This is a genomic window from Geodermatophilus sp. SYSU D00742, from assembly GCF_054049935.1.
The window spans coordinates 1-21,110 of the sequence record NZ_JBJGYJ010000047.1 but is presented as its reverse complement, the minus strand read 5'-3'; the positions used below and the strand labels follow the sequence as shown (position 1 = coordinate 21,110).

At 77.1% G+C, this 21,110-nt stretch carries 19 protein-coding genes; 7 read left to right on the top strand and 12 right to left on the bottom strand.

What is annotated here, in order from left to right:
- Nucleotides 1–34 precede the first annotated feature (34 nt).
- The 4 genes from ACI78V_RS21475 to ACI78V_RS21460 all read right to left on the bottom strand — a co-directional run bounded on the left by ACI78V_RS21475 (nt 35) and on the right by ACI78V_RS21460 (nt 4,529).
- Complete coding sequence (locus ACI78V_RS21475) at nt 35–1,072, bottom strand: cytochrome d ubiquinol oxidase subunit II (RefSeq protein WP_456854493.1); 1,038 nt, start codon at nt 1,070–1,072, stop codon at nt 35–37.
- Nucleotides 1,069–2,454 carry a cytochrome ubiquinol oxidase subunit I gene (locus tag ACI78V_RS21470; protein ID WP_456854491.1) on the bottom strand — a complete coding sequence of 462 codons (1,386 nt, stop codon included), beginning with the start codon at nt 2,452–2,454 and terminating at the stop codon, nt 1,069–1,071. Before ACI78V_RS21470 ends, ACI78V_RS21475 begins: the two co-directional genes overlap by 4 nt.
- A gap of 292 nt (nt 2,455–2,746) precedes the next feature.
- Nucleotides 2,747–3,241, bottom strand: coding sequence for a hypothetical protein (locus tag ACI78V_RS21465; protein WP_456854489.1), 495 nt, complete (start codon nt 3,239–3,241; stop codon nt 2,747–2,749).
- A gap of 31 nt (nt 3,242–3,272) precedes the next feature.
- Nucleotides 3,273–4,529, bottom strand: coding sequence for an FAD-dependent oxidoreductase (locus tag ACI78V_RS21460; RefSeq protein WP_456854487.1), 1,257 nt, complete (start codon nt 4,527–4,529; stop codon nt 3,273–3,275).
- A gap of 92 nt (nt 4,530–4,621) precedes the next feature.
- On the opposite strand from ACI78V_RS21460, the gene ACI78V_RS21455 reads away from it, so the two are divergent.
- Both ACI78V_RS21455 and ACI78V_RS21450 read left to right on the top strand, forming a co-directional pair.
- Nucleotides 4,622–5,290 carry an AzlC family ABC transporter permease gene (locus tag ACI78V_RS21455; protein ID WP_456854485.1) on the top strand — a complete coding sequence of 223 codons (669 nt, stop codon included), beginning with the start codon at nt 4,622–4,624 and terminating at the stop codon, nt 5,288–5,290.
- Nucleotides 5,287–5,607, top strand: coding sequence for an AzlD domain-containing protein (locus ACI78V_RS21450; protein ID WP_456854483.1), 321 nt, complete (start codon nt 5,287–5,289; stop codon nt 5,605–5,607). The genes ACI78V_RS21455 and ACI78V_RS21450 overlap by 4 nt, the downstream gene beginning before the upstream one ends.
- Nucleotides 5,608–5,682: 75 nt before the next feature.
- Here ACI78V_RS21450 and ACI78V_RS21445 read toward each other — a convergent pair whose 3' ends face one another.
- Entirely contained in the window at nt 5,683–6,141 is a 459-nt protein-coding gene (locus ACI78V_RS21445) for a winged helix-turn-helix transcriptional regulator (RefSeq protein WP_456854481.1), read from the bottom strand.
- Between the two features lie 81 nt (nt 6,142–6,222).
- Between ACI78V_RS21445 and ACI78V_RS21440 the strand changes: the two genes are divergently transcribed.
- Nucleotides 6,223–6,720, top strand: a complete 498-nt coding sequence (locus ACI78V_RS21440) for an N-acetyltransferase family protein (protein ID WP_456854479.1) — start codon at nt 6,223–6,225, stop codon at nt 6,718–6,720.
- Nucleotides 6,721–6,735: 15 nt separating this feature from the next.
- Entirely contained in the window at nt 6,736–6,879 is a 144-nt protein-coding gene (locus ACI78V_RS21435; protein ID WP_456854477.1) for a hypothetical protein, read from the top strand.
- A gap of 6 nt (nt 6,880–6,885) precedes the next feature.
- On the opposite strand, the gene mug is transcribed toward ACI78V_RS21435, so the two are convergent.
- On the bottom strand, nt 6,886–7,398 hold the full coding sequence (gene mug / locus ACI78V_RS21430; RefSeq protein ID WP_456854475.1) for a G/U mismatch-specific DNA glycosylase: 513 nt from the start codon (nt 7,396–7,398) through the stop codon (nt 6,886–6,888).
- A gap of 131 nt (nt 7,399–7,529) precedes the next feature.
- Nucleotides 7,530–7,715 carry a hypothetical protein gene (locus tag ACI78V_RS21425; protein ID WP_456854473.1) on the bottom strand — a complete coding sequence of 62 codons (186 nt, stop codon included), beginning with the start codon at nt 7,713–7,715 and terminating at the stop codon, nt 7,530–7,532.
- Between the two features lie 449 nt (nt 7,716–8,164).
- Between ACI78V_RS21425 and ACI78V_RS21420 the strand changes: the two genes are divergently transcribed.
- Nucleotides 8,165–9,736 carry a hypothetical protein gene (locus tag ACI78V_RS21420; RefSeq protein ID WP_456854472.1) on the top strand — a complete coding sequence of 524 codons (1,572 nt, stop codon included), beginning with the start codon at nt 8,165–8,167 and terminating at the stop codon, nt 9,734–9,736.
- Here ACI78V_RS21420 and ACI78V_RS21415 read toward each other — a convergent pair.
- On the bottom strand, nt 9,712–10,653 hold the full coding sequence (locus ACI78V_RS21415) for a ribonuclease Z (protein ID WP_456854465.1): 942 nt from the start codon (nt 10,651–10,653) through the stop codon (nt 9,712–9,714). The two genes, ACI78V_RS21420 and ACI78V_RS21415, sit on opposite strands and share 25 nt — an antisense overlap.
- Nucleotides 10,654–10,977: 324 nt before the next feature.
- The gene (locus tag ACI78V_RS21410) at nt 10,978–15,555 is read right to left on the bottom strand and encodes a cation-translocating P-type ATPase (protein WP_456854463.1); all 4,578 of its coding nucleotides are present in this window, start codon (nt 15,553–15,555) and stop codon (nt 10,978–10,980) included.
- 128 nt (nt 15,556–15,683) lie between these two features.
- Here ACI78V_RS21410 and ACI78V_RS21405 point away from each other — a divergent pair, with 128 nt between their 5' ends.
- A complete protein-coding gene (locus tag ACI78V_RS21405) occupies nt 15,684–16,859 on the top strand; it encodes an LLM class flavin-dependent oxidoreductase (RefSeq protein ID WP_456854461.1) in 1,176 nt (391 codons plus the stop codon).
- Nucleotides 16,860–16,950: 91 nt separating this feature from the next.
- Here the strand turns inward: ACI78V_RS21405 and ACI78V_RS21400 are convergent, their stop codons facing one another.
- A complete protein-coding gene (locus ACI78V_RS21400; protein ID WP_456854458.1) occupies nt 16,951–18,111 on the bottom strand; it encodes an AI-2E family transporter in 1,161 nt (386 codons plus the stop codon).
- A 38-nt stretch (nt 18,112–18,149) separates the two neighbouring features.
- Here ACI78V_RS21400 and ACI78V_RS21395 point away from each other — a divergent pair, with 38 nt between their 5' ends.
- Nucleotides 18,150–18,533: a nuclear transport factor 2 family protein gene (locus ACI78V_RS21395; RefSeq protein WP_456854453.1), complete on the top strand. Its 384-nt coding sequence runs from the start codon at nt 18,150–18,152 to the stop codon at nt 18,531–18,533.
- Here ACI78V_RS21395 and ACI78V_RS21390 read toward each other — a convergent pair.
- Complete coding sequence (locus tag ACI78V_RS21390) at nt 18,506–18,682, bottom strand: hypothetical protein (protein ID WP_456854449.1); 177 nt, start codon at nt 18,680–18,682, stop codon at nt 18,506–18,508. The two genes, ACI78V_RS21395 and ACI78V_RS21390, sit on opposite strands and share 28 nt — an antisense overlap.
- A complete protein-coding gene (locus ACI78V_RS21385; protein ID WP_456854446.1) occupies nt 18,679–20,964 on the bottom strand; it encodes a glycoside hydrolase family 3 C-terminal domain-containing protein in 2,286 nt (761 codons plus the stop codon). Before ACI78V_RS21385 ends, ACI78V_RS21390 begins: the two co-directional genes overlap by 4 nt.
- Nucleotides 20,965–21,110: the final 146 nt, after the last annotated feature.

Sequence of the window (21,110 nt, the reverse complement as noted above, 5' to 3'; positions counted from 1 at the left end):
GTGGTGTCCTCGCGGGAGGAGCCGGCCGGCCAGCTCACCTGAGCGCGCCGTCGGGCGCCGCCGGCTCGGCCGCACGGTGCGGCGGCGAGCGCTGGAACAGGACGTACAGGTAGACCAGCGCCGGGAGCAGCACCACCGAGCCGCCGAGCAGGGCCACCAGCATGGCGACCAGGGTCGACCGCCCGCCGGCGGCCTCCTCGATCGTCACGTCCGGCACGAGCACGTAGGGGTACTGGGCCACGGCCCAGCCGGCGAGGATGGCGGTGACCGCCAGCGCCGACGCCGCCCGGGCCGGCACGTACCGCCGGGTCGCGAGCAGGCCGAGCGCGGCCACCCCCGCGACGACCGACAGCGCCACCACGGGCAGGGCCCGGCCGGTCAACCCGTCGAAGAGCTGCGGTGCATCGGCCCGCAGCACGAACAACCCGGCGATGCCGGCGGCGCCGGTCAGCGCCGCGGTGCCCAGCGCCCGCGCCCGGAACTGCGCGGCGAGGTCGTCGGCCCCCTCGCGCCGGGCGTCCGCGCAGAGGAACACCGCGGCCAGGTAGGCGCAGACCAGGACCGCGAGCACCCCGCCGAGCACCGACGTCGGGTTCACCCAGCTGGTGACCACGTCGCCGGCCGCGATGCCCGGCGGCACCCGCCCCGAGGCGACCCCGCCCACGACGGCGCCGAGGAAGTACGGCGTGACCAGGGAGGACAGCGCGAAGCAGGCACCGAGGAAGCGCCGCATGCCCAGCGTGGTGACGCTCTTGCGGAACGCGAACGCCGCACCCCGGGCGATCATCCCGAACGCGGCGAGGGTCAGCGGGATGTAGAGGGTGGTCACCACGGCGGCGAACGCGCCGGGGAACGCCGTCCACAGGACGACGAGCACGAAGATCAGCCAGACGTGGTTGGCCTCCCAGATCGGCGCGATCGAGCGCTCGATGAGGCCCCGTTGCGGGCCGCCGCGCCGGGTGCCGCCGGCCAGCAGGTCCCAGATGCCGGCCCCGAAGTCGGCGCCGCCGAAGAGCCCGTAGGCGATGAGGCCGACGAACATGACGCTCAGCACCACCTCGGCGAGCGTCATCGCAGCGCCACCTCGCCGGTGTCCCGGTCCGGCGGCGCGGCGTCGCGCTCCTGCGGGGCCGGGGTGGCGGAGCTGCGCGCCAGGCGGCGGAGCACGACGACGGTGAGCCCGGTCAGCAGCACGTAGACGACCACCACGGCGTAGAAGCCGAGGTACAGGCCGGGGGCGGGGCTGACGGCGTCGGCGGTGCGCAGGATGCCGTACACGGTCCAGGGCTGGCGGCCGACCTCGGTGGTGATCCAGCCGGCCTCCATGGCGACCACGGCGGCCACCCCGGAGACCGCCACCGCCCGCAGGAACCACGGTGTCCCGGGGATCCGGCGGCGCCGCCACCAGACCCAGCCGAACCAGACGGAGAGCAGGAGCAGCGCCGTCCCGAGGCCGACCATCGCGTTGTAGGCGAGGTGGACGACGTTGACCGGGGGCCGCTCGTCGGCGGGGAACTCCTCGAGCCCCTGGACCACGCCGTCGGGGTCGTGGTGGATGAGCAGGGACAGCCCGGCGGGGATCTCCAGCGCGTAGCGCAGCTCGTCGTCGACGTAGATCCCGCCCAGGGACAGCGAGGCGCCCGCGGTCGTCTCGTACTGCGCCTCCATCGCCGCGAGCTTGGCCGGCTGGTTGTCGGCGACGGTGTTGGCGATCCAGTCACCGACCCCGATCTGCACCGGCGTCAGCGCGGCGGCGACGGCCAGGGGCAGGAGCAGCCCGGCGCGGTGCCGGCGGTCCCGCCGGCCGCGCAGCATGCCGACCGCGTAGACCGACGCGACGGTGAACCCGGTGACCATGTAGGCGGCCAGCAGCATGTGCACCACCTGCGGCCACGTGGACGGGCCGAACATGGCCGCCCACGGCTGCGCGTCGACGACCCGGCCCTCGTCGTCGAGCCGGAAGCCGGTGGGGTTGTTCATCCACGCGTTGGCCGCGACGACGAAGAACGCCCCGGCCATGCCCGACAGGATCATGGGGACGGCGCTGAGCATGTGCGCCCGGGGCGACAGCCGGTCCCAGCCGAAGAGGTAGACGCCCACGAAGATCGCCTCGATGAAGAAGGCGAACCCCTCCAGCACGAACGGGAACCCGTAGACCTCGCCGAAGCGGTCCATGAGGCCGGGCCACAGGATCCCCATCTCGAACGACAGCAGCGTCCCCGACACCGCGCCGGCGGCGAACAGGACGCCCATCGCCTTGGCCCACGTGCGGGCCAGCCCGGTGAGATCGGCGTCGCCCCGCCGGTGGCCGAGCCACTCCGCCACGACGGTGACCAGCGGGAAGGCGACCCCGAAGCAGGCGAAGACGATGTGCCAGCCGAGGGACAGCGCCATCTGCATGCGCGCCGGGTAGAGGTTCTCGGCCGCATCGGCCAGGAGTACCGAGGGGTCCACGACGCGGCTCCGCTCTGGCGTCCCCGTGCACGGGCAGGTGGGAACTACCCGAGCCACCCGGCGTCCGCACCTCGCGCGCACGACCGCCCATTGGCGGTGAGCCGGGTCTAGCGTCGGGTGATGACCCTGCCACCGCCCCCGGCGCCCCAGCCACCCTCGCCCTCACCGTCGCCGATGGACCCGGTGTCCCCGCCCGGCCCGGCACCGGTGCCGCAGCCGGGTCCCACCGACCCGACGGCGCCCCCGCCGGAGCAACCGCCCCCGGTCTGATCGCACCCGCCGCGGTCGGGGGTCACCTCCCGGACCGGGCCTGCCGACCGTCGGCGCCCACGGTCCCCCGGCCCGCCGTCGCGCCCCGGACGCCGGCGGTCCCGGGCTCGACGGGCAGCCGGAAGGCCAGGACGGCGAGGGCCACCGCGGCCAGCGACACCAGGCTCAGGGTGAGCGTCTGGAGGACCTCGTCGCTGGTCGTCTCGAGCACGGAGACGTGCTGCTGGTGGTAGAGGTGGTGCGGCAGGTTGGCCACGACGGCCGCCAGACCGGTGGCGCGGGCCAGCCACACCCCGCCGGTCAGCAGCGCGACCAGGGCCACCACGCCCAGACCGAGGTTGCCCTGCCCGACGTCGCGGAGCAGGTGCTCGTTGTAGGGGCCGTCCACGTCGACCCAGTGCCGGCCGAAGCCCGGGAAGTCGCGGTAGAAGGACGCCGGGGCGAGCACCTGCCACGCCCCGAGCGACAGGCCGAAGAAGGCGAACCAGGCCAGCAGGCCGGTGACCGTGCGCCGCATGAGGGCCTCCTCGATCTCCTGTGCGTGGCGGTCAGGTGCTCGGCGCGCCGGCCGCCGACGGGGCGCGGGCCGCGGCAGGCGCGTGCTCGGGGAGGACCCCGATCCCGATCAGCCGGGCCGGGAGCCCCTGCAGCACCGGGTGCCGGGCGAGCACCCGCAGCAGGCGGGGCGTGCCCACCGGGCGGTCCGCGGCCAGCACCCGGCTGAGGAAGCGGGTCTGGATCTGCCGCTGCACGAACTGGGTGACGACGGTGGGCAGCAGCCGCCGCAGCCGGACCCGCGCGAGCTCCCGCGGCCGGACGCTCCCGCGCAGCAGCGGTCCGGCGAGCAGCCGGGCGGACGCGGCGGCGTCCTGGACGGCGAGGTTGATGCCGACGCCGCCGATCGGGGACATCGCGTGCGCGGCGTCCCCGACCAGCAGCAGCCCGGGCCGGTGCCAGCGCCGCAGCCGGTCCACCCGCACGGTGAGCACCCGGACGTCGTCCCACCCCCGCAGCGCGGCCACGGCCGCCGGCATGGCGGGCAGCAACGTGGCCAGGTCGGCGCGGAAGGCCTCGAACCCGGCCGCCTGCAGGCCGGCGTAGCCGCCCTTGCGCACCAGGTACGCCGACTGCCAGTAGTCGCCGCGGTCCAGCAGGATCAGCAGCCGGCCACGGGTGACCCGGCCCGCCCCGCCGAACTCCGGCCCGCCGTCGCCGGGCAGCTTCGGCAACCGGGTCCACAGCACGTCCATGGGGGCGCCGAACTCGCGCAGCCGCAGGCCGGCCGACTCGCGGACCCGGGAGTTCCGGCCGTCGGCGGCCACGGTCAGCGTCGCGCGGACCTCGTGCTCCTCCCCGTCGGGGGTGCGGTACCGGACGCCGCGCACCCCGCCGTCCGCGGTGAGCAGGCCGGTCACCTCGGCCTGCATGCGCAGGGCGAACGTCGGCTGCTCGCGGGCGCGGTCGGCGAGGAAGTCCAGCAGGTCCCACTGCGGCACCAGGGCGAGGAACGGGAACCGGCCGGGCAGCCGGCCGAAGTCGGCCAGGACGAACGTGCCGTCGTCGGTGGTCACCCCGAGCCGGGTCACCTCCTGGTGCGGGAGCTCCAGGAACTGCCCGGCCAGGCCGAGCTCGTCGAGCAGGCGCAGCGTCGAGGGGTGCACGGTGTCCCCGCGGAAGTCGCGCAGGAAGTCGCCGTGCTTCTCCAGCACCAGGACGTCGACGCCCTGGCGGGCCAGCAGCAGCCCGAGCACCATCCCCGCCGGACCGCCCCCGGCGATGCAGCAGGTCACCGTCTCGACAGCCATCTCCGGCCCCCTTCCGCCGCGGCTCCTGGCAGGGTCGTCCCACCGCCTCCGTCCGGGCAAGGGGAGGGCGGACGACGGGACAGGGAGGGCGCGTGGACGACGGCACGGAACCGCACAGGGGCTGGCGCGAGGGGGTCCGGGAGGGCGCACCCTACGGCGGAGCGGCCTTCGTCCTCGCGGTCTCCTTCGGCGTGGTGGCCACCGACGCCGGCATGCCCACCGCCGCCGCGATCGTCATGTCGACGCTGGTCTACTCCGGCTCGGGCCAGTTCGCCGCGCTCGGCATCGTCGCCACCGGCGGCGGTGTGGGCGCCGCGGTCGGGGCGGCCGCCCTGGTCAGCTCGCGCTTCCTGCCCATGGGCTTCGCCCTCGGACCCTCGCTGCGCGGCAGCCGGCTGCGGCGGGCGCTGGAGGGGCAGGCCACCGTCGACGCGTCGTGGGCGATGGCCGCCCGCGGCGACGGCCGCTACGACCGCGAGTACCTGTTCGGCCACTCCGGCATCCAGTACGTGCTCTGGGTCCTGGGCACCGCCGTCGGCGTCGTCGTCCCGGCACTGGACACCCGCGCGCTCGGCCTGGACGCCGTCTTCCCGGCCTTCTTCCTCGCCCTCCTCGTCGCCGAGGTCCGCGACCGGCTGCGGCTGGGGGTCGCGGTGGCCGGCGCGGCCGCCGCGCTGGCGCTGGTGCCGGTCGCCCCGCCCGGCCTGCCCGTGCTCGTGGCCGGTGCCGCGGCTCTCGTCGGCCTCCGGGCGCCGCGGTGAGCGCGGCCACCTGGTGGGTCCTGGTCGGCCTCTGCGTGGTCACCACCGCGCTCACCCGCGGCGTGGGCCCCGCAGCGACCGGGGACCGGGAACTGCCCCCGGCCGCCGTCCGGGTCGTCGTGCTGCTGTCCTCGGCCCTGCTGGCCGCGCTCGTCGTCACCTCGGCGCTCGCCGACGGCACCGAGCTGCGCGTCGGCGCCGACACCGCCGGAGTCGCGGTGGCCGGCCTCCTGCTGTGGCGGCGGGCCCACGTCGTGGTCGCCGTCGTGGCGGCGGCAGCGGTCACCGCCGGCCTCCGGGCCCTCGGCGTCGACTGAGGGCGGAACGGGGGCCGCCGCTCCGGCCGGCCACGAGCACCGGGCCGACGGTGGTGTCGGGCAGCTGTGGCGAGGTCAGCCGGCGGGCACCCGCGGCACGGGCCGGACCTCGCGGGCGCCGGCGAGCTCGTGCCCGGCGTCGCAGACCAGGGCCAGGTGCACCGGCTCGCCGCAGTCGCGGTGCCGCAGCTCCAGCGGGGCCGCGTCGTCCCCGGCCAGGTACCGGTCGCCCCACTCCATGAGCGCGACCAGCGCCGGGTAGAGGTCGACGCCCTTCCGGGTGAGCCGGTACTCGTGGCGCTGCCGCTCCCCCTCGGCCTGGTACGGCACCCGCCGCAGCACGCCCTGCGCCACGAGCGTGGCCAGCCGGTCGGTCAGGACCGCCCTGGGCGCGCCCAGCACCCGCTGGAAGTCGGCGAACCGGCGGACGCCGAGGAACGCCTCGCGCAGCACCAGCAGGCTCCACTTCTCCCCCACCACGGCCAGCGTGCCGGCGACCGAGCAGCGGGACCGGTCCCAGAGGGCTTCGCTCACCCCACGATCGTACCGAACTGGGTTCACTTGACGAACTGATTCGTGAGGAGCAGAGTTCGCTTCACGAACCCAGGAGGCGGCATGGACATCCCCCTCGCGACCCGCCCGGTCCGGACCGACGACGGTCCGCGGTTCTGCCGGCTGTGGAGCCGGCTGTCCCGGGACACCGTGTACCGCCGCTTCCACGCCCCGCTGCACCGGCCGCCGTCCGACGCCCTCCCCCACCTGGTGGCGGTCGACCACGACCTGCGCGAGGCGCTGGTCGCCGTCGTCGGCGACGAGGTCGTCGGCGTCGCCCGGTACGACCGTGCCGCCGCCGACCCGGCCACCGCCGAGGTCGCCGTCGTCGTCGAGGACGGGTGGCAGGGCGCCGGCGTCGGCCGGCAGCTGCTGCGCGAGCTGCTGGACCTCGCCGGACGCCGCGGGGTCCGCACCGTCACCGCCGACGTCCAGGCCGACAACGACCGCGTCGTCGGCCTCGTCCGGCGGCTCCTGCCCGGAGCCACCCTCACCCCCGCGGACGGCGTCTACGCGGTCGCCGCTCCGCTCCCCCGCGTGCCGGCACCCGCCGGCGCCTGACCAGAGGAACCCGCCATGTCCCGTCTGCGCACCCGCCTCGCCGAGCGCCGCCGGATCCGCACCCGGCTGCGCGAGGAGCGCGCCTTCGCCCAGGTCCTCGCCTCAGCGCCGACGCGGGAGTCCGTGCACGAGTTGCGCTCGCTGGCCACGCGGCGCTGACCCGGCTCAGCCGGAGGACGGCGGCCGCAGCTGCCGGTAGATGCGTGCCAGGTCGGGCAGCTGGTGGTGGGCGTTGAGCCCGCTGGGATTGGGCACCACCCAGGTCACCGCTCCGCCCAGCCGCTCCTCCTGCCGTCCGGCGACCGCCCGCGGCCGGCCGAACGCCTGCCGCCAGGCGGTGATGCCCAGGACGGCGAGCACCCGCGGCCGGTGCCGGGCGACGAGCTCGGCCAGCGCCACCGCGCCCTCCCGCAGCTCGTCGGGGGTCAGCTCCGCCGCCGCCCGCGTGGGCCGGTCCACGAGGTTGGTCACGCCCAGGCCGTACCGCAGGAGCTCGCGGTCCTCCTCGGGCGCCAGCCGCCGCGGGGTCAGCCCGGCCAGGTGCAGCGCCGGCCAGAACCGGTTGCCGGGCCGGGCGAAGTGGTGCCCGCGGGCGGCCGACACCAGTGACGGGTTGATGCCGCAGAACAGCACGTCGAGGTCGTCGCCCACCACGTCGGGCAACGGCTTGGCCGGCACCGGCGCGGCCTGGCCGCGGCCGGTCGGCCCGCCCGCCGCCGCGGGCCCGGCGCCCCGGGCCGGGCCGCCCCGGCACGCGACGGGAGACGCCGGCCGGGCGGCCGACGTCCCCCGCGCGCGGTGGGGTGCCGTCACCCGGCGGACTCGAAGGCGCCCGCGCCGATGCGGACCACCTCACCGGGCCGGTCCAGCCCCAGGAACGCCGCGACGCTCCAGGCGGAGCCGTACAGCTCCCCGTCGGAGACCACCAGGCCGGTCGGCATGGTCACCTGGGCGGTGCTGCGGTCGTCCCCGTCGATGCGCACGACCTCGCCCACGGTGGCCGGGTCGAAGCCGGGGGCCGGTGGGGGTCTCGACCCCGCCGCCCCCCGGTCGCGGCGTCGGTGCCCGCCTGCGCGACGGCGGCGGGCGCGGCGACCAGTGCGAACGCGGCGGCGCCCACGGCGGCTGTGCGCAACGACCTCATGGGAGCCTCCTCGCGGCGGAACGACCGACGCGAACGCTAGGGGCCCCCGAGATGCGCGGATCCGCCCGGTCCGGACGAGACGGGCGGTGGGACGCGCGGCGTCGCGCACCGTGACCGGCCGAGTCACCGCAGTCCCCGCACGGTGCGGTCGTGGCGCCGGTCGCGGCCGGGCCGGCGACGGCCCGGCCGCCTGGCTGCGCACTCTCGTCCCGACCCTGGACGCCGGGCGGCCGGCCTCCGGGCCGCCTTCCCGCCCGCCCCGGTCCCCGCGGGCGGCGTAGCGCGGCCAGACTGGGAGTCGTGCGCGAGGACGAGGAGGCGGCGTTCGACCGGTTCGTCGCCGCGCACCGGGCGGCGCTGCTGGCCGACGCGTTGCGGCTGACCGGTGACGCCCGGCGCGCCGAGGACGCCGTCCAGGTCGCGCTGACCCGGGTCCGGCTGCGCTGGGGCCGGGACGACCCGGCCGCGACGGCCGCGGCGGCCGTGGCCGACACCGCCGGCCGCGGGCAGGTCCTCGCGTCCCTCGACGCGCCGCCGCCCGCCCCACCCGCCTGGCGGCTGGACACCGCCGCGGCCGTGGCCGACGTCCGCCGCCGGGTGCGGCGCACGCGCCGGTGGCGGGCGGGCGCCGGCGTCGCGGTGCTCGCCGCCGCGGCGCTCGCGGTGCCGCTCGCGCTGCCCGGCGACGTCCCGGCGCCCCCTCCGGTGGAGCAGGCCCTGGAGGTGGACGTCCTCACCGGGCCGACGCGCGGCTCCCTGGCCGGTGACCACGCCTTCCTCGACGCCGTCCGGCGGGCCGGCTGGGGCCCGGTGGCCGCCGCGCCGGTGGCCGAGCGCACCGTCGCGCTCGCCACCGACACCCCCGCCGGCCGGGTCGTGCTGGTGACCGGCACGGTGGACGAGGACGTGCGCGGCGTCTGGCTGACCGGCCCGGTCGGCGCCGGACCGGCGCAGCTGCAGCTGCACGTCCCCCGCCGGCCCCTGGGCCCGCACCGCCCGGCGTCGCTGCTGATCGGTGGCCCGGACACCGCGACGCTGGTGGTCGTCGCGGCCCCGGGCGACGTGGTCGAGGTCTCCTCCCGGTTGCAGGTGGGCCCGCGGGGCACGGTGGGCCGGGTGTACGAGCCGGTGCCCGCGCCCGACGGCGTGGCGGTCACCCAGGTGCGGACGACGTCCGGCGGCAGCGGGGCCAGCACCCGGGTGCTCCGCGACGGCGCCGTCGTCGACCGCGCCGCGCCCGGGCTGGACCTCGCGGTACGCGCTCCCGTCCCGGACGTGCCGACACCGGCGCCGCTGCGCCCCGTCGCCGTCCCGCCGGCACCCCGGGTGGTCGCCGAGGCGCTCACCGAGGTGGCCGTCCCGCTCGGGGTGGAGCCGGCGGACCTGCTGCCGGAGCTGCTGTGGTCGGGCGCGCTGCCGCTGGACGGGGTGCCGGGGTCCGTGGCGGTCGTGGTCGCCCGCAGCCCGGGCGGCGGGCTGGTCGTGACGACGTGGGCCGGGCAGGTGGGCCCCGGTGGCGGCGGGCGGGCGGTGCCCTGCGGGGTGCACACCCCGCCGGGCACCGCGCCGGTCGCCGGCCTGGTGGTCGCCCGGGTGTGCGACTTCTCCGCGCCGGAGACCGAGCCCTCGGACGCCGGCCGCTGGCTGGTGGTGACCGCTCCCCCGGACGCGGCCGGTGCCGCCGTCCTCGACGACCGGGGCGCGGTGCTGACCACCCTCGCGCTGGCCGGCGGCAGCGCCGTCGTCCCGCTGCCCGAGGGGGCCGACACGGTGCGCACCCTGGACGCCGGGGGCCGGGCGGTCACGGAGGTGCCGGTCGCCGCCGCTCCGGTGGCGCCCTTCGGCGACTACGGCAGCGGCCCGGTCCGCTGACCGTCCGGCCGCCGCGGCACGGGCACCGTCTGCAGGTCGGCGGCGACCACCAGGTCGCCGTCGAAGGCCGCGGCGGCCTCCTCCCGGAACCGCTCCGGATCGCGGTAGCGCTGGGAGAAGTGGGTGAGCACCAGCCTCCGGACGCCGCACTCGGCCGCGACCGTCGCCGCCTGCCGGGCGGTGAGGTGGCCGTACGCGTCGGCCAGCGCGGCGTCCTCGTCGAGGAACGTCGCCTCAACGACCAGCAGGTCCACCCCCTCGGCGAGCGCGGAGACGGCGTCGCACAGGCGGGTGTCCATGACGAAGGCGAACCGCTGGCCCGGCCGGGGCGCGCTGACGTCGGCCAGCCGCACGGTCCGCCCGCCGACGTCGAGGGCCCCTTCCCGCTGCAGCCGCCCGACGTCCGGCCCGGCCACCCCCGCGGTGGCCAGCGCGTCGGGCAGCATCCGCCGGCCGTCGGGCTCGACCAGCCGGTAGCCGAAGGCCTCGACCGGGTGGTCGAGGCGACGGGCCTCCAGCGTCCACGCCGGCCCCGACGCGACCGGCCCGTCGGTGACCACCGGCTCCGCCCGCAGGTCGAGGACGTCGTGGAACACCGACGCGGCGCGCAGCCGTTCGAAGTACTCCCCGCCCGACGCCGGGAAGTGCGCCGGCACCGGGTGCGGCACCCGGTCCAGGCTCATCCGCTGGACGACGCCGGGCAGCCCCAGGCAGTGGTCGCCGTGGAAGTGGGTCAGGCAGATCCGGGTGATCGCACTGCTGGGGACACCGGCCAGCAGCAGCTGCCGCTGGGTGCCCTCGCCGGGGTCGAACAGCAGGCCCTCGCCGTCCCAGCGCAGCAGGTAGCCGTTGTGGTTGCGCTCGCGGGTCGGCGCCTGGCTGGCGGTGCCGAGGACCACCAGCTCGCGGACCGTCACGGCGGCGACGCCGGGCCCGCCCCCGGGCGGGCGGAGGTAGGCCGTCGTGCGGGACGACCCCGGGGACGACCTCCCCGTCGTCGAGGCCCGGGTGGCCCCGGTCGGTCCTCCGGCTCGGACGCCACCGGGTCGACCACGACGAGGTCCTCGGCCCCCGTGTGGGCCGCGCCCGGGACGGCGGTCATGCCGACCCCGCCGGCGCCGGAGACGACGACGGGGTCCCCGGCGCGGGCCGCGGCTGCGCCCGTCCGTCGTCTCCGGGGTGGCGCATCGCGCCTGCTCCCGAGGAGGCGTCGGGCCCCGCGCGCCCGACCGTGGCGGGCGTCATCCGGCGGAGCGGCTCCGGTAGCGCCGCACCAGGACGGGCACGACCTCCGCGCCGGCGGTGCCGGCGGCGGCCCAGCCGAGCACGACCAGCCAGGACAGCGGGTCCAGCGGGGTGCAGCCGAAGAACCGGCTGACACCGGGGGTGGAGACGACGGCGACCAGGACGGCGAGCGAGCCCGCGGCGGTGGCCAGCACCAGCGGGCTGCGCCGTCCGGCCCACGCGGTCTGGCCGAGCTGGGTGGTGATGAGCGCGGCCAGCCCCATCGTCCCGGCCCGGCCGGCCGGTCCGGTCAGCCGCCCCGCGGCCCACGCACCGGTGGCCCCGGCCGCGGTCGCCGCGCCCCGTACCAGCACCATCTGGCGCACCGCCGCGGAGAAGCCGCGCTGCGGCCCGGCGCGCAGCACCGCCTCCAGCGGGTGCCCGGCCAGCGGCCCGTCGGACTGCTCGAGGACGGCGGCCCGCGGGGCGGCGACGGCGACCGCCAGCGCCGGGAACATGTCGGTGAGCAGGTTGACCAGGAGCAGCTGGCGGGTGCCCAGCGGCGCCCGCCCGCCGAACGCGGTGCCGAGCACGGTGAAGGTGACCTCGCCGGCGTTGCCGCCGACCAGGACCGACACCGCGTCGCGCACCCGCAGCCACATGGCCCGGCCCTCGCCGATGGCGTCCACCAGCCGGGTGAGGTCCAGGTCGGTCAGGACGAGGTCCGCGGCCGCGCGGGCGGCCGGGGACTCCGCACCCGAGACACCGATCCCGACGTCGGCGAGCCGGATCGCGGCGGCGTCGTTCACGCCGTCCCCGGTCATGGCGAGGGTGGCGCCGGCCCGGCGGAGCGCGCCGACCAGGGACACCTTCTGCTCCGGCGAGAGGCGGGCGAAGACGGTGCCCTCGCGGACCATGCGGGCCCGCTCGGCGTCGGTGGCGCGGGCGAGCTGCGCCCCGGTGACCACCCGGTCGGCCCCGGGGACGCCGGCCTGCGCGGCGATCGCCCCGGCGGTCTCGGGGTGGTCGCCGGTCGCCAGCACCACCCGGACGCCGGCCGCCCGCAACTGCTCGATGGCGGCCACCGACGAGCCCCGCAGCGTGTCGGCCAGCCCGACCAGGCCGCGCAGCCGCAGGTCCTGCGCGGCCGCGTCGAGGTCGTCGGGCACCCCCTCGACCTCCCGGTCGGCGACGGCGAGCACCCGCAGCCCGTCGGCGGCCAGCTCCTGCACCGCCTGCCGGAGGTCCGGGGACCCGGCGCAGCGGGTGGCGACCACCTCCGGCGCGCCCTTGACCACCAGCCGCCCGTCCCGCACCCCGGCCGAGAACCCGCGCTCGGCGGCGAACGGCACGCACGCGTCGCACTCACCCTCGCCGGCCAGCCCCCGCTCGGCGGCGGCCTCGACCACCGCGCGGTCGGTCTCGTGCGCCTGCTCGTCCCCGTTGGCCACGCTCGCCGCGGCCAGCCGCAGCACGTCGTCCTCCCCCGCGCCGTCGTCCATCGGCAGCAGCCGGGCCACCCGCAGCCGGTTCTCGGTCAGCGTGCCGGTCTTGTCGAAGCAGACGGTGTCCACCCGGCCCAGCGCCTCCAGCACCCGGGCGCTGCGGACGACGGCGCCCCGGCGGGACAACCGGCGGGCGGCGGCCTGCTGCGCCACCGTGGCGACCAGCGGCAACCCCTCGGGGACCGCGGCCACCGCGATGGCCACGCCCGCGGCGACGGCCTCCCGCAGCGGGCGCCGCCAGAGCACCCCGAGCGCGGTGACCGCCGCCCCACCCGCGAGGGTCAGCGGCAGCACCGCCCGGGTGAGCTCGGCCAGCCGGGCCTGCACGCCGGCCGGGGGCGCGGCCCCGCCGGCGGCGCGGGCGGCGCGCCCGGCCTGGGTGGCCGACCCGACGGCGACGACCACCGCGCGGCCGCTGCCGGCGACCACCGTCGTGCCGTCGAAGAGCATGCAGGTGCGGTCGGCGACGTCGGCGCCCGGTGTGGCGGGGACCGACTTGGCCACGGGCACGGACTCCCCGGTCAGGTTGGACTCGTCGACCTCGAGGTCGGTGGCCTCCAGCAGCCGGGCGTCGGCGGCCACGACGTCCCCCGCACCGACGCGGACGACGTCACCGACCCGCAACGACCCGCCGGGGACGTCCTCGCTGCCGTCGTCGGTCTCGCGGTGCACGGTGACGTCCTGCTCGAGCAGCAGCGCCTCCAGAGCGGCCTCCGCCCGGAGCCGCTGCAACCCGCTGACCAGCGCGTTCATCACCGTGACGCCGCCGACGAGCAGCGCGTCGGTGTTCTCCCCGAGGGCGGCGGTCGCGGCCGCGCCCGTGGCGAGGACGGGGGTGAGCGGGTCGGCCAGCTCGGCGGCGACCGTGCGGGCGAACCGGGCCGGCACCCGGACCACGGGCAGCGCGGCCACCACGCGGGCGGCGGCGGCCAGCCGGCCGGGCCGCTCGTCGTCCGGCCGCGGGAGGTCGGCCACGCGGGCGAGCACGTCGTCGGGGTCGAGGGCGTGCCAGGGGGTGTGCACCGCCGGCGGCGGCTCGGGCCGACGGGCGACCCGCAGCGCGCTCCACGCGCCGTCGACCAGCGTGGCGGTGCTCGCCGTCTTCCCGGGCGTGGTCGCCTTGGCCTGCCCGTACCGTTCGCTGCCCACGGCGGCGAGCAGGCCCCCGAGCACGTTGCCGGTGACCGCGGTGGTCACCGAGCGGCGGCTCACCGCCCGGGCCGGGACGGTCGCGTCCACGATCGCGCAGGCCTGGACCAGCCCGGGCGGGGTCACCAGGTCCGCGCCCCACGCGGGTGCGCGGCCGGGGAGGACGGGGGCGACGGCGACGTCGGCGGCCATGAGCGCGGGGCCCTCGGTGGCCGACACGAGCAGCACCGCCCGCCCGTCGGCCTGCAGCCGGCGCACGGTCTCCACCAGCGCCTCGTCGGCGGGGGCGACCTCGTCGGCGGCTCCGGCGAGGTCCCGGGTGCCGACGTGCGGGGTCAGGACCAGCCGGTGGCCGGCCGCGCCGGCGGCGGCCAGCAGCGCCTCCGCGTGCGGGTCGGGTTCCGGGGCGACGGTCACCTCGCCGACGCGGCGCCGGCCCTGGAGCAGGCTGCGCACCTCCCCGCCCTCGGCGCCGGGCGCGCTGCGCGGCGGTCCGAGCCGCAGCGCGCCGTCCCCGTCGGCCCGGCCGTCGCCGTCCCGCCGGCCGTCCCCGCGGGCGCCCAGCAGCCGGACGGCGGTGGTCCACACCCCGGCGTCGTCCCAGCCCTCGCCGGTCGCCCGCGCCTCGATGACCACCGGCGGGCCGGTGCAGAGGGTGGCGCCGTCGACGACGACGGTGTCGACCCGGTCCAGCCGCCGGTACGCCGCGCCGTCCATGGGCAGCACCCCGCGCCGGCACATCAGCAGGTCCAGGGTGGCGGCGAAGGACTCCCGCCCCAGCCCCGCGGCCTTGGGGTTCTGCGACTTGAGCATGTCCGCCGAGCGGCCGGGGCGGCCGGTGAGCGGCAGCAGGGCGAGCGACGCGGCGAGCGCGACCTGCTCCACGCGGGCGCGGTAGGTCTCGACGGGGCCCGCCCGCAGCGGCTGCGGGCGCGGGCCCGGCGGGGTCAGCGGCTCGCCGTCGTCCTCGGGCTCGGGTCCGCACAGCTCCGGCTCCCGGCGCTGCCAGACCTGGCGCCGGGCGCGCATCTCCACCGCCTGCTGCAGCGCCGCGACGGCGTTGAGCGCCGGGATGGTGGGGCTCTGGGTGAGCGCGTGCAGCAGGGCGCTGGTGCCGCTGAACAGCAGGTCGGTGCCGATGACGCCGATGCGCGCCTCCAGCCCGGAGCGGATCCACCGCTGGCTGTCCAGCAGGCCGATGGCGAGGGTCGCGTGCCGGGACAGCGCCGGCACCGGCAGCGCCTTGCCGAGGTAGGCGACGCCGACCGCGGCGGTGTCGACGGCGGCGGCCACCACGGCGGCCAGCAGCGGCTCGAGGTCGGCGGGGTGCTCGACCGACTGCGGGAACACCTGCTTCCCGCCGCGGGCCTGCTCGATCGCGGTCACCGCGCCGACCACGTCCTCGACCCGGACCCGCCGGTCGTCGACGGCGACCAGGACCCGCCCGACGACGTCGTTGACCGTCGCCCACTGGACGCCCTCCAGCCGCTCCAGCTGGCGGCGCAGCGCGCGGCGGACCTCGGGCTGGTCCTCGGCGGACGGGGCGGCGACCTCGACCTGGACGTGCCCGTGGTCGGCCCACACGCGGCGGGTGTGCCGGTGGGCCGGCGGTTCCACCATGCCCTTGGCGACGTCGACGAGGGAGTGCAGGCGCCCGTCGGGGATCGGGTCGGCGCCGGTCAGCAGCGTGCCCACGGCCCGGGTCCCGGAGACCGCCGCCGCCTTCGCCAGGTGCCGCGATCCGCCGGCGACCGCGGCTCCGGCCCCGGCCGCGGCGCCCGCCGCGGCGCGGGCGACCCGGGCCGTGGCGCGGGCGGGCTCGGCGAGCAGCCCGGCGGTGACCACCGCCGGGGCGGCAGCGAGCACCGCGCCGGCAGCGGCGAGACGGGCGGCCGTCTCCGCCGCACCGCGCGCTGCCTGGATCCGGCGCAGCAGGGCCATCGGCGTCCCTCGAACGGTGGTCCTGGAACGGTACGCCGACGGAACCGGATCGGCCCGTCCACGAGGGTCCCGTGGACGGCGTGACCCACGTTACTTTCTGTCCCGACGCCCGCGACCGAGGAGGACCCATGGACAGGCTGCGTTTCGGCACGTTCCTCGCCCCGTTCCACCCCGCCGGGGAGAACCCGACCCTGGCCCTGCAACGGGACCTGGAGCTGGTCGAGCACCTGGACCGGCTGGGCTACGACGAGGCCTGGATCGGCGAGCACCACTCGGCGGGCACGGAGATCATCGCCTCGCCGGAGATCTTCATCGCCGCGGCCGCCGAGCGGACCCGCCACATCAAGCTCGGCACCGGCGTCACCTCGATCGCCTACCACAACCCGCTGTGGGTGGCCGAGCGCATGGTGCTGCTCGACCACCTCACCCGTGGGCGGGCGATGCTGGGCTGCGGCCCCGGCTCGCTGCCCACGGACTCGATGATGCTGGGGCTCAACCCGACCGAGACCCGCGAGCTGCTCGAGGTCGACCTCGACATCATCATGCGCCTGCTGCGTGGGGAGACGGTCACCCAGAAGACCCGCACGCACGAGCTGGTCAACGCCCGCCTGCACCTGCGGCCCTACACCGAGCCGCACTTCGAGGTCGCCGTCGCCGCCGTGGCCTCGCCCACCGGGCCGCGGATGGCCGGGCGGCACGGCATCGGGCTGCTGTCCATCGGCGCGACGCTCACCAAGGAGGGCTTCGACGCGCTGGCCCACCACTGGAACGTCGTCCAGGAGCGGGCCGCCCACTTCGGCCAGACGGTGTCGCGCCGGGACTGGCGGCTGGTCGGGCTCATGCACATCGCCGAGACGCGCGAGCAGGCCTACGCCGAGGTCCAGTACGGCATCGAGACCTGGTTCCGGTACTTCCAGAAGACCGCGGCGTTCCCGCAGATGGCCGTCGAGGGCGGCGACGCCAAGGAGATGATCGACTTCATCAACGAGGCGGGCATCGGCGCGATCGGCACCGTGGAGGACGCCCGCGCCCAGGTGCAGCGGCTGTGGGAGCAGTCCGGCGGGTTCGGCTGCATGCTCCTGCTCGGCCACGAGTGGGCCAACCCGCAGGCGACGAAGCGCTCGTGGGAGCTGATCGCCCAGCACGTCATGCCCCACTTCCAGGGCGGCGAGATCAGCCACGCCCAGCAGACGCTGGACTGGAAGGAGTTCGCCGGCGGCAAGCGCGAGGACTACGCGGCCCAGCAGATGCAGGCGGTGGCGACGATGACCGAGCGCTACGAGAAGGAGAAGGCCGGGGGCTGAGCCGCCCGCCGCGCCGGCCGCCGTCGCCCCGGCTGGGACGGCGGCCGGCGGGTCACGTCGGCGGGCTCGCGGGTCCTCCCGTCGTCGTCGCTCACGCCGTCTCCGACCGGGACGCCGGCGCGGACCCGTCGGGGTCCGGTGGGGGCGCCGGGACGTCGTCCTGGCCGACGAGCTCGTAGCGGTGGCCGTAGGTCTCCACCACGGCCTGGACCGCGGCGACGACCGGGATGGAGACCAGCGCGCCCATCGGGCCGAACAGGGCGGCACCGACGATCACCGCGCCGAAGGCCACCGCGGGGTGGATCGCCACCGTGCGGGCGGTGATCCGCGGGGCCAGCAGGTAGTTCTCCACCTGCTGGTAGACCACCCCGAACACCACCACCCAGAGGGCGTCGACGGGCTGCCCGGACAGCGCGATGAGCGCCGGGACCCCGATCGCCAGGTACGTGCCGATGGTCGGGATGAACTGCGAGACGACACCGGTCCACAGCGCCAGCGGCAGCCAGTACGGAACGCCGAGCAGGAGGAGGAACAGGCCGGTGACCACGGCGCTGACCGCCGCCAGCACCAGCCGCGAGACGACGTAGCCGCCGGTCTTGTCCACGGCGATGGCCCAGACGGTGGAGACCACGCGCTGCTGCCGGGGCGGGAAGCGCCGGGCCACCGAGGCGCGCAGCGCCGGGCCCTCCGCGGACATGTAGAAGGCGAAGAGGAGGAAGGTCAGCAGCTGGAAGACCAGTCCGACCAGAGCAGTGACGAGGCCGACCACGCCCGGGGTGAGGTCGGCGACGATCTGCTGGATCCGCGCCGACGACAGCTGGAGCGAGGAGACGACGTCCGCGGGGTCGAGCGTGGTGTCGAACGTCCGGTTGACCCAGGTGACGACCTCGCGGGCGACGCCGGGCAGCGCCGTGATCAGCGAGGTGAGCTGCTCGACCAGCAGGCTCCCGAAGGCGGCGACGAAGCCGGCCAGCGCGGCGACGAGGGCGAACAGCACCAGGCCGGTCGCCGCGCCGCGCCGGAGCCCGAGGCGTTCGAGTCGCTCCACCAGCGGTTCGACGCTGATCGAGAAGAGCCACGCGAGGAAGAGCAGGCCCAGGAAGCCGCGGAGGTTGGTGAAGGCCCACAGGACGACCTGGTAGCCGGCCACCGCGACGAGGACCACCAGCACGCCGCGGCGCAGCCACACCGGTTCCCGCCCGGCGTCGGTCACGCCGCCGGGCCGGGGCCGTCCGCGGAGGTCGCCGTCCACCCGGCGCAAGCTAGCCGCCTGCGGCCAGGATGGGGGCCATGACGAGCCGGGACGACGACGTGCACGCGGTGCTCGCGGCGGAGGACCGCCGCTACCGGGCGATGGTGGACGGCGACCTCACCGCGCTGGACGAGCTGCTCGCGCCCGGAGCCAGCTACGCGCACTCCAGCGGCGTCCGGGACACCAAGGACGAGTACCTGGCCAAGCTGCGCAACCGCTACTACGTCTACCGCCGCGCCGAGCACCCGGTGGAGCGCGTCGAGGTGAGCGGGGACGCCGCGATCGTCGTGGGGCGGATGACCGCCGACGTCGACGTCGACGGGGTGCCGAAGACGATCGACAACCTCGCACTGGCCGTGTGGACCCGCGACGGGGACCACTGGCGGCTGCTGGCCTACGCCCCCACGCCGCTGCCGAGCTGAGCCCAGGCCCCCGACACCCGCCCGGGCCCGCCGACGCCCGACCAGGGGGTGCGCAGGTACTCGACGTCGTTGCCGCCGGCGGTCACCGCGACGAGGTCGACGCCGGGTCCGGAGGCGGAGGAGCTCCCCAGCGCGACGTACCGGGTCACGGCCCGGCCACCCGCGCCGCCCGCCCGCCGGCCACCCGCCCGGCGCGCGCCGCCGCCGCACGCACCACCATGCGGTCCAGCTCGTCGGCCGGGACGGAGGCGCCCAGGTCGGCGACGAAGCGGCGCATCGGCATCGACCCGACCATCCGCAGCATCCCCAGCCCGGCCTCGGTGGAGGGCGGGGGGAGGTCGGGCAGCCACTCGCCGAACCCCTCCACCAGCTCGGGGCCCACCACCGGGTGGCTCACCCACTCCTCCACCGCCGAGTCCAGCGTCAGGGCGGGGAGCAGGTCGTCCCCGGCCAGGGTCACCGTCGCCGACGCGAGGACGTCCACCGCGCTGGCCCCGACCTGCACCGTGTAGGAACCGGGCGCCACGACCCAGCCGCCCTCGCGCACGTCCCAGTACGCGAAGGCCCGCCGGTCCAGGTCGAGGGTCACCGTGCGTCGCTCGCCCGGCTCCAGGACGACGGGGGTGAACGCGCGCAGTTCCCGGGCCGGACGGCGGACCGGGCCGGCCGTCGTCGCCACGTAGACCTGCACCACGTGCTTGCCGGCCCGGTCGCCGGTGTTGGCCACGGTCACCGACAGCCGGGCGGTGTCGTCGCCGGTGGCGAGGACCTGCAGGTCGGACGTCGCGAACGTCGTGTAGCTCAGCCCGTGCCCGAAGGCGTACCGCACCGGCCGGTCCAGCGTGGTGAACCCGCGGTAGCCGACCAGGACGCCCTCGCCGTAGCGGACGTGCCCCTGCTCCCCGGGGAAGTTCATGGAGCTCGGGACGTCGGACAGGCGCAGCGGGATCGTCTCGGCGAGGTGGCCGGAGGGGTTGGCGACGCCGTAGAGCAGGTCGGCGAGCGCACCGCCGCCGGCCTGCCCGAGCAGGAAGCCCTCCAGGACGGCATCGACCTCGTCGTGCCAGCCCTCCAGGGACACCACGCCTCCGTTCGAGAGGACGACGACGGTGCGGGGCGCCACCGCGGCCACGGCCCGGATCAGCTCCACCTGCACCGCGGGCAGGTCGATGGTCTCCCGGTCGAAGCCCTCGGACTCCTCGGCCTCCCCCAGCCCGGCGAACACGACCGTGACCTCGCCGGCCCGGGCCAGCGCCACCGCCTCGTCCCGCAGCGCGGCGGCGTCCTCCGACCCGTCGACGGGGAAGCCGGGCGCGAAGGGCACGTCGACGCCGGCCAGCGCGCGGACGGCGTCGAGGGCGGACTCCACCCGGGTGGCGTTGACGTTCGAGCTGCCACCGCCCTGGAACCGCGGGGTCCGGGCGGACTCCCCCACCACGGCGACCCGCACCTCCCGCGCGAGCGGGAGCGTGCCGCGCTCGTTGCGCAGCAGGACCGCGCACTGCGCGGCCAGCTCACGGGCCAGCGCGTGGTGGGCATCGACGTCGAACCCGTCGGTGGCCTCGCCGACGAACCGGGCCAGCGCGGCCACCCGCGTGCCGCTCGCGTCGACGAGGGACTCGTCGAGCCCCCCGGCCCGCACCGCCTCGACCACCCGGCGGTCGCCGGCGCCGCGGTCGCCGGGCATCTGCAGGTCCAGCCCGGCGGCGAGCGCGGCCACGCGGTCGTCGACGGCACCCCAGTCGGAGACGACCACGCCCGTGAAGCCCCACTCCTCCCGGAGCACCCCGGTGAGCAGCTCCCGGTGCTGCGAGGCGTACACGCCGTTGACCTTGTTGTAGGCGCACATGACCGTGGCCGGCCGCGCCTCGGTGACCACCCGCTCGAAGGCCGGGAGGTAGATCTCGCGCAGCGTCCGCTCGTCGACGTCGGCGCTGACCTGCATCCGGCCGGTCTCCTGGTTGTTCGCCGCGAAGTGCTTGACCGACGCACCGACGCCCGCCCCCTGCTGGCCCCGCACGTGGGCCGCCCCGAGCACCCCGGCCAGCAGGGGGTCCTCGGCGTAGTACTCGAAGTTCCGGCCGCACAGCGGGGACCGCTTCATGTTCACCCCCGGCCCGAGGACGACGTGCACCCCGAGCGCCCGCGCCTCGCGGCCGACCGCCGTCCCGATCCGCTCGGCGATCGACGGGTCCCAGCTCGACCCCACCGCGACCGCCGGCGGGAAGCAGGTGGCCGGCACGTTGCGGTGGATGCCGATCGTGTCGAAGGAGCCCACCTGCCGGCGGACGCCGTGCGGGCCGTCGGTGAGCACGACCGACGGCAGGCCGGCGTCCTCCAGCGGGGTCGTGGTCCAGAAGTCCTGGCCGGACAGGAGGGCGGCCCGCTGCTCGAGGGTCAGGCCGGCCGGGAGGGCGGAGGCGTCGGTCACGGACCCGAGCATGCCCACCGGCCCCGAGCGCCGCGCGGTGGTCGCCGACCACCGGGACGGCACCCGGCCGGAGCGAGCGGGCAGCCCGACCGGGGTGACCGGCCGACGGGGTCCGGAGCGGTCGGCCGACCCGTTCCGGAACGGGT

Bases quoted from the DNA above. Each gene is read 5' to 3' on its own strand.
- ACI78V_RS21475 (WP_456854493.1), bottom strand. From the start codon at position 1,072: ATGACGCTCGCCGAGGTGGTGCTGAGCGTCATGTTCGTCGGCCTCATC.
- ACI78V_RS21465 (WP_456854489.1), bottom strand. From the start codon at position 3,241: ATGCGGCGCACGGTCACCGGCCTGCTGGCCTGGTTCGCCTTCTTCGGC.
- ACI78V_RS21460 (WP_456854487.1), bottom strand. From the start codon at position 4,529: ATGGCTGTCGAGACGGTGACCTGCTGCATCGCCGGGGGCGGTCCGGCG.
- ACI78V_RS21440 (WP_456854479.1), top strand. From the start codon at position 6,223: ATGGACATCCCCCTCGCGACCCGCCCGGTCCGGACCGACGACGGTCCG.
- ACI78V_RS21435 (WP_456854477.1), top strand. From the start codon at position 6,736: ATGTCCCGTCTGCGCACCCGCCTCGCCGAGCGCCGCCGGATCCGCACC.
- ACI78V_RS21410 (WP_456854463.1), bottom strand. From the start codon at position 15,555: ATGGCCCTGCTGCGCCGGATCCAGGCAGCGCGCGGTGCGGCGGAGACG.
- ACI78V_RS21405 (WP_456854461.1), top strand. From the start codon at position 15,684: ATGGACAGGCTGCGTTTCGGCACGTTCCTCGCCCCGTTCCACCCCGCC.
- ACI78V_RS21395 (WP_456854453.1), top strand. From the start codon at position 18,150: ATGACGAGCCGGGACGACGACGTGCACGCGGTGCTCGCGGCGGAGGAC.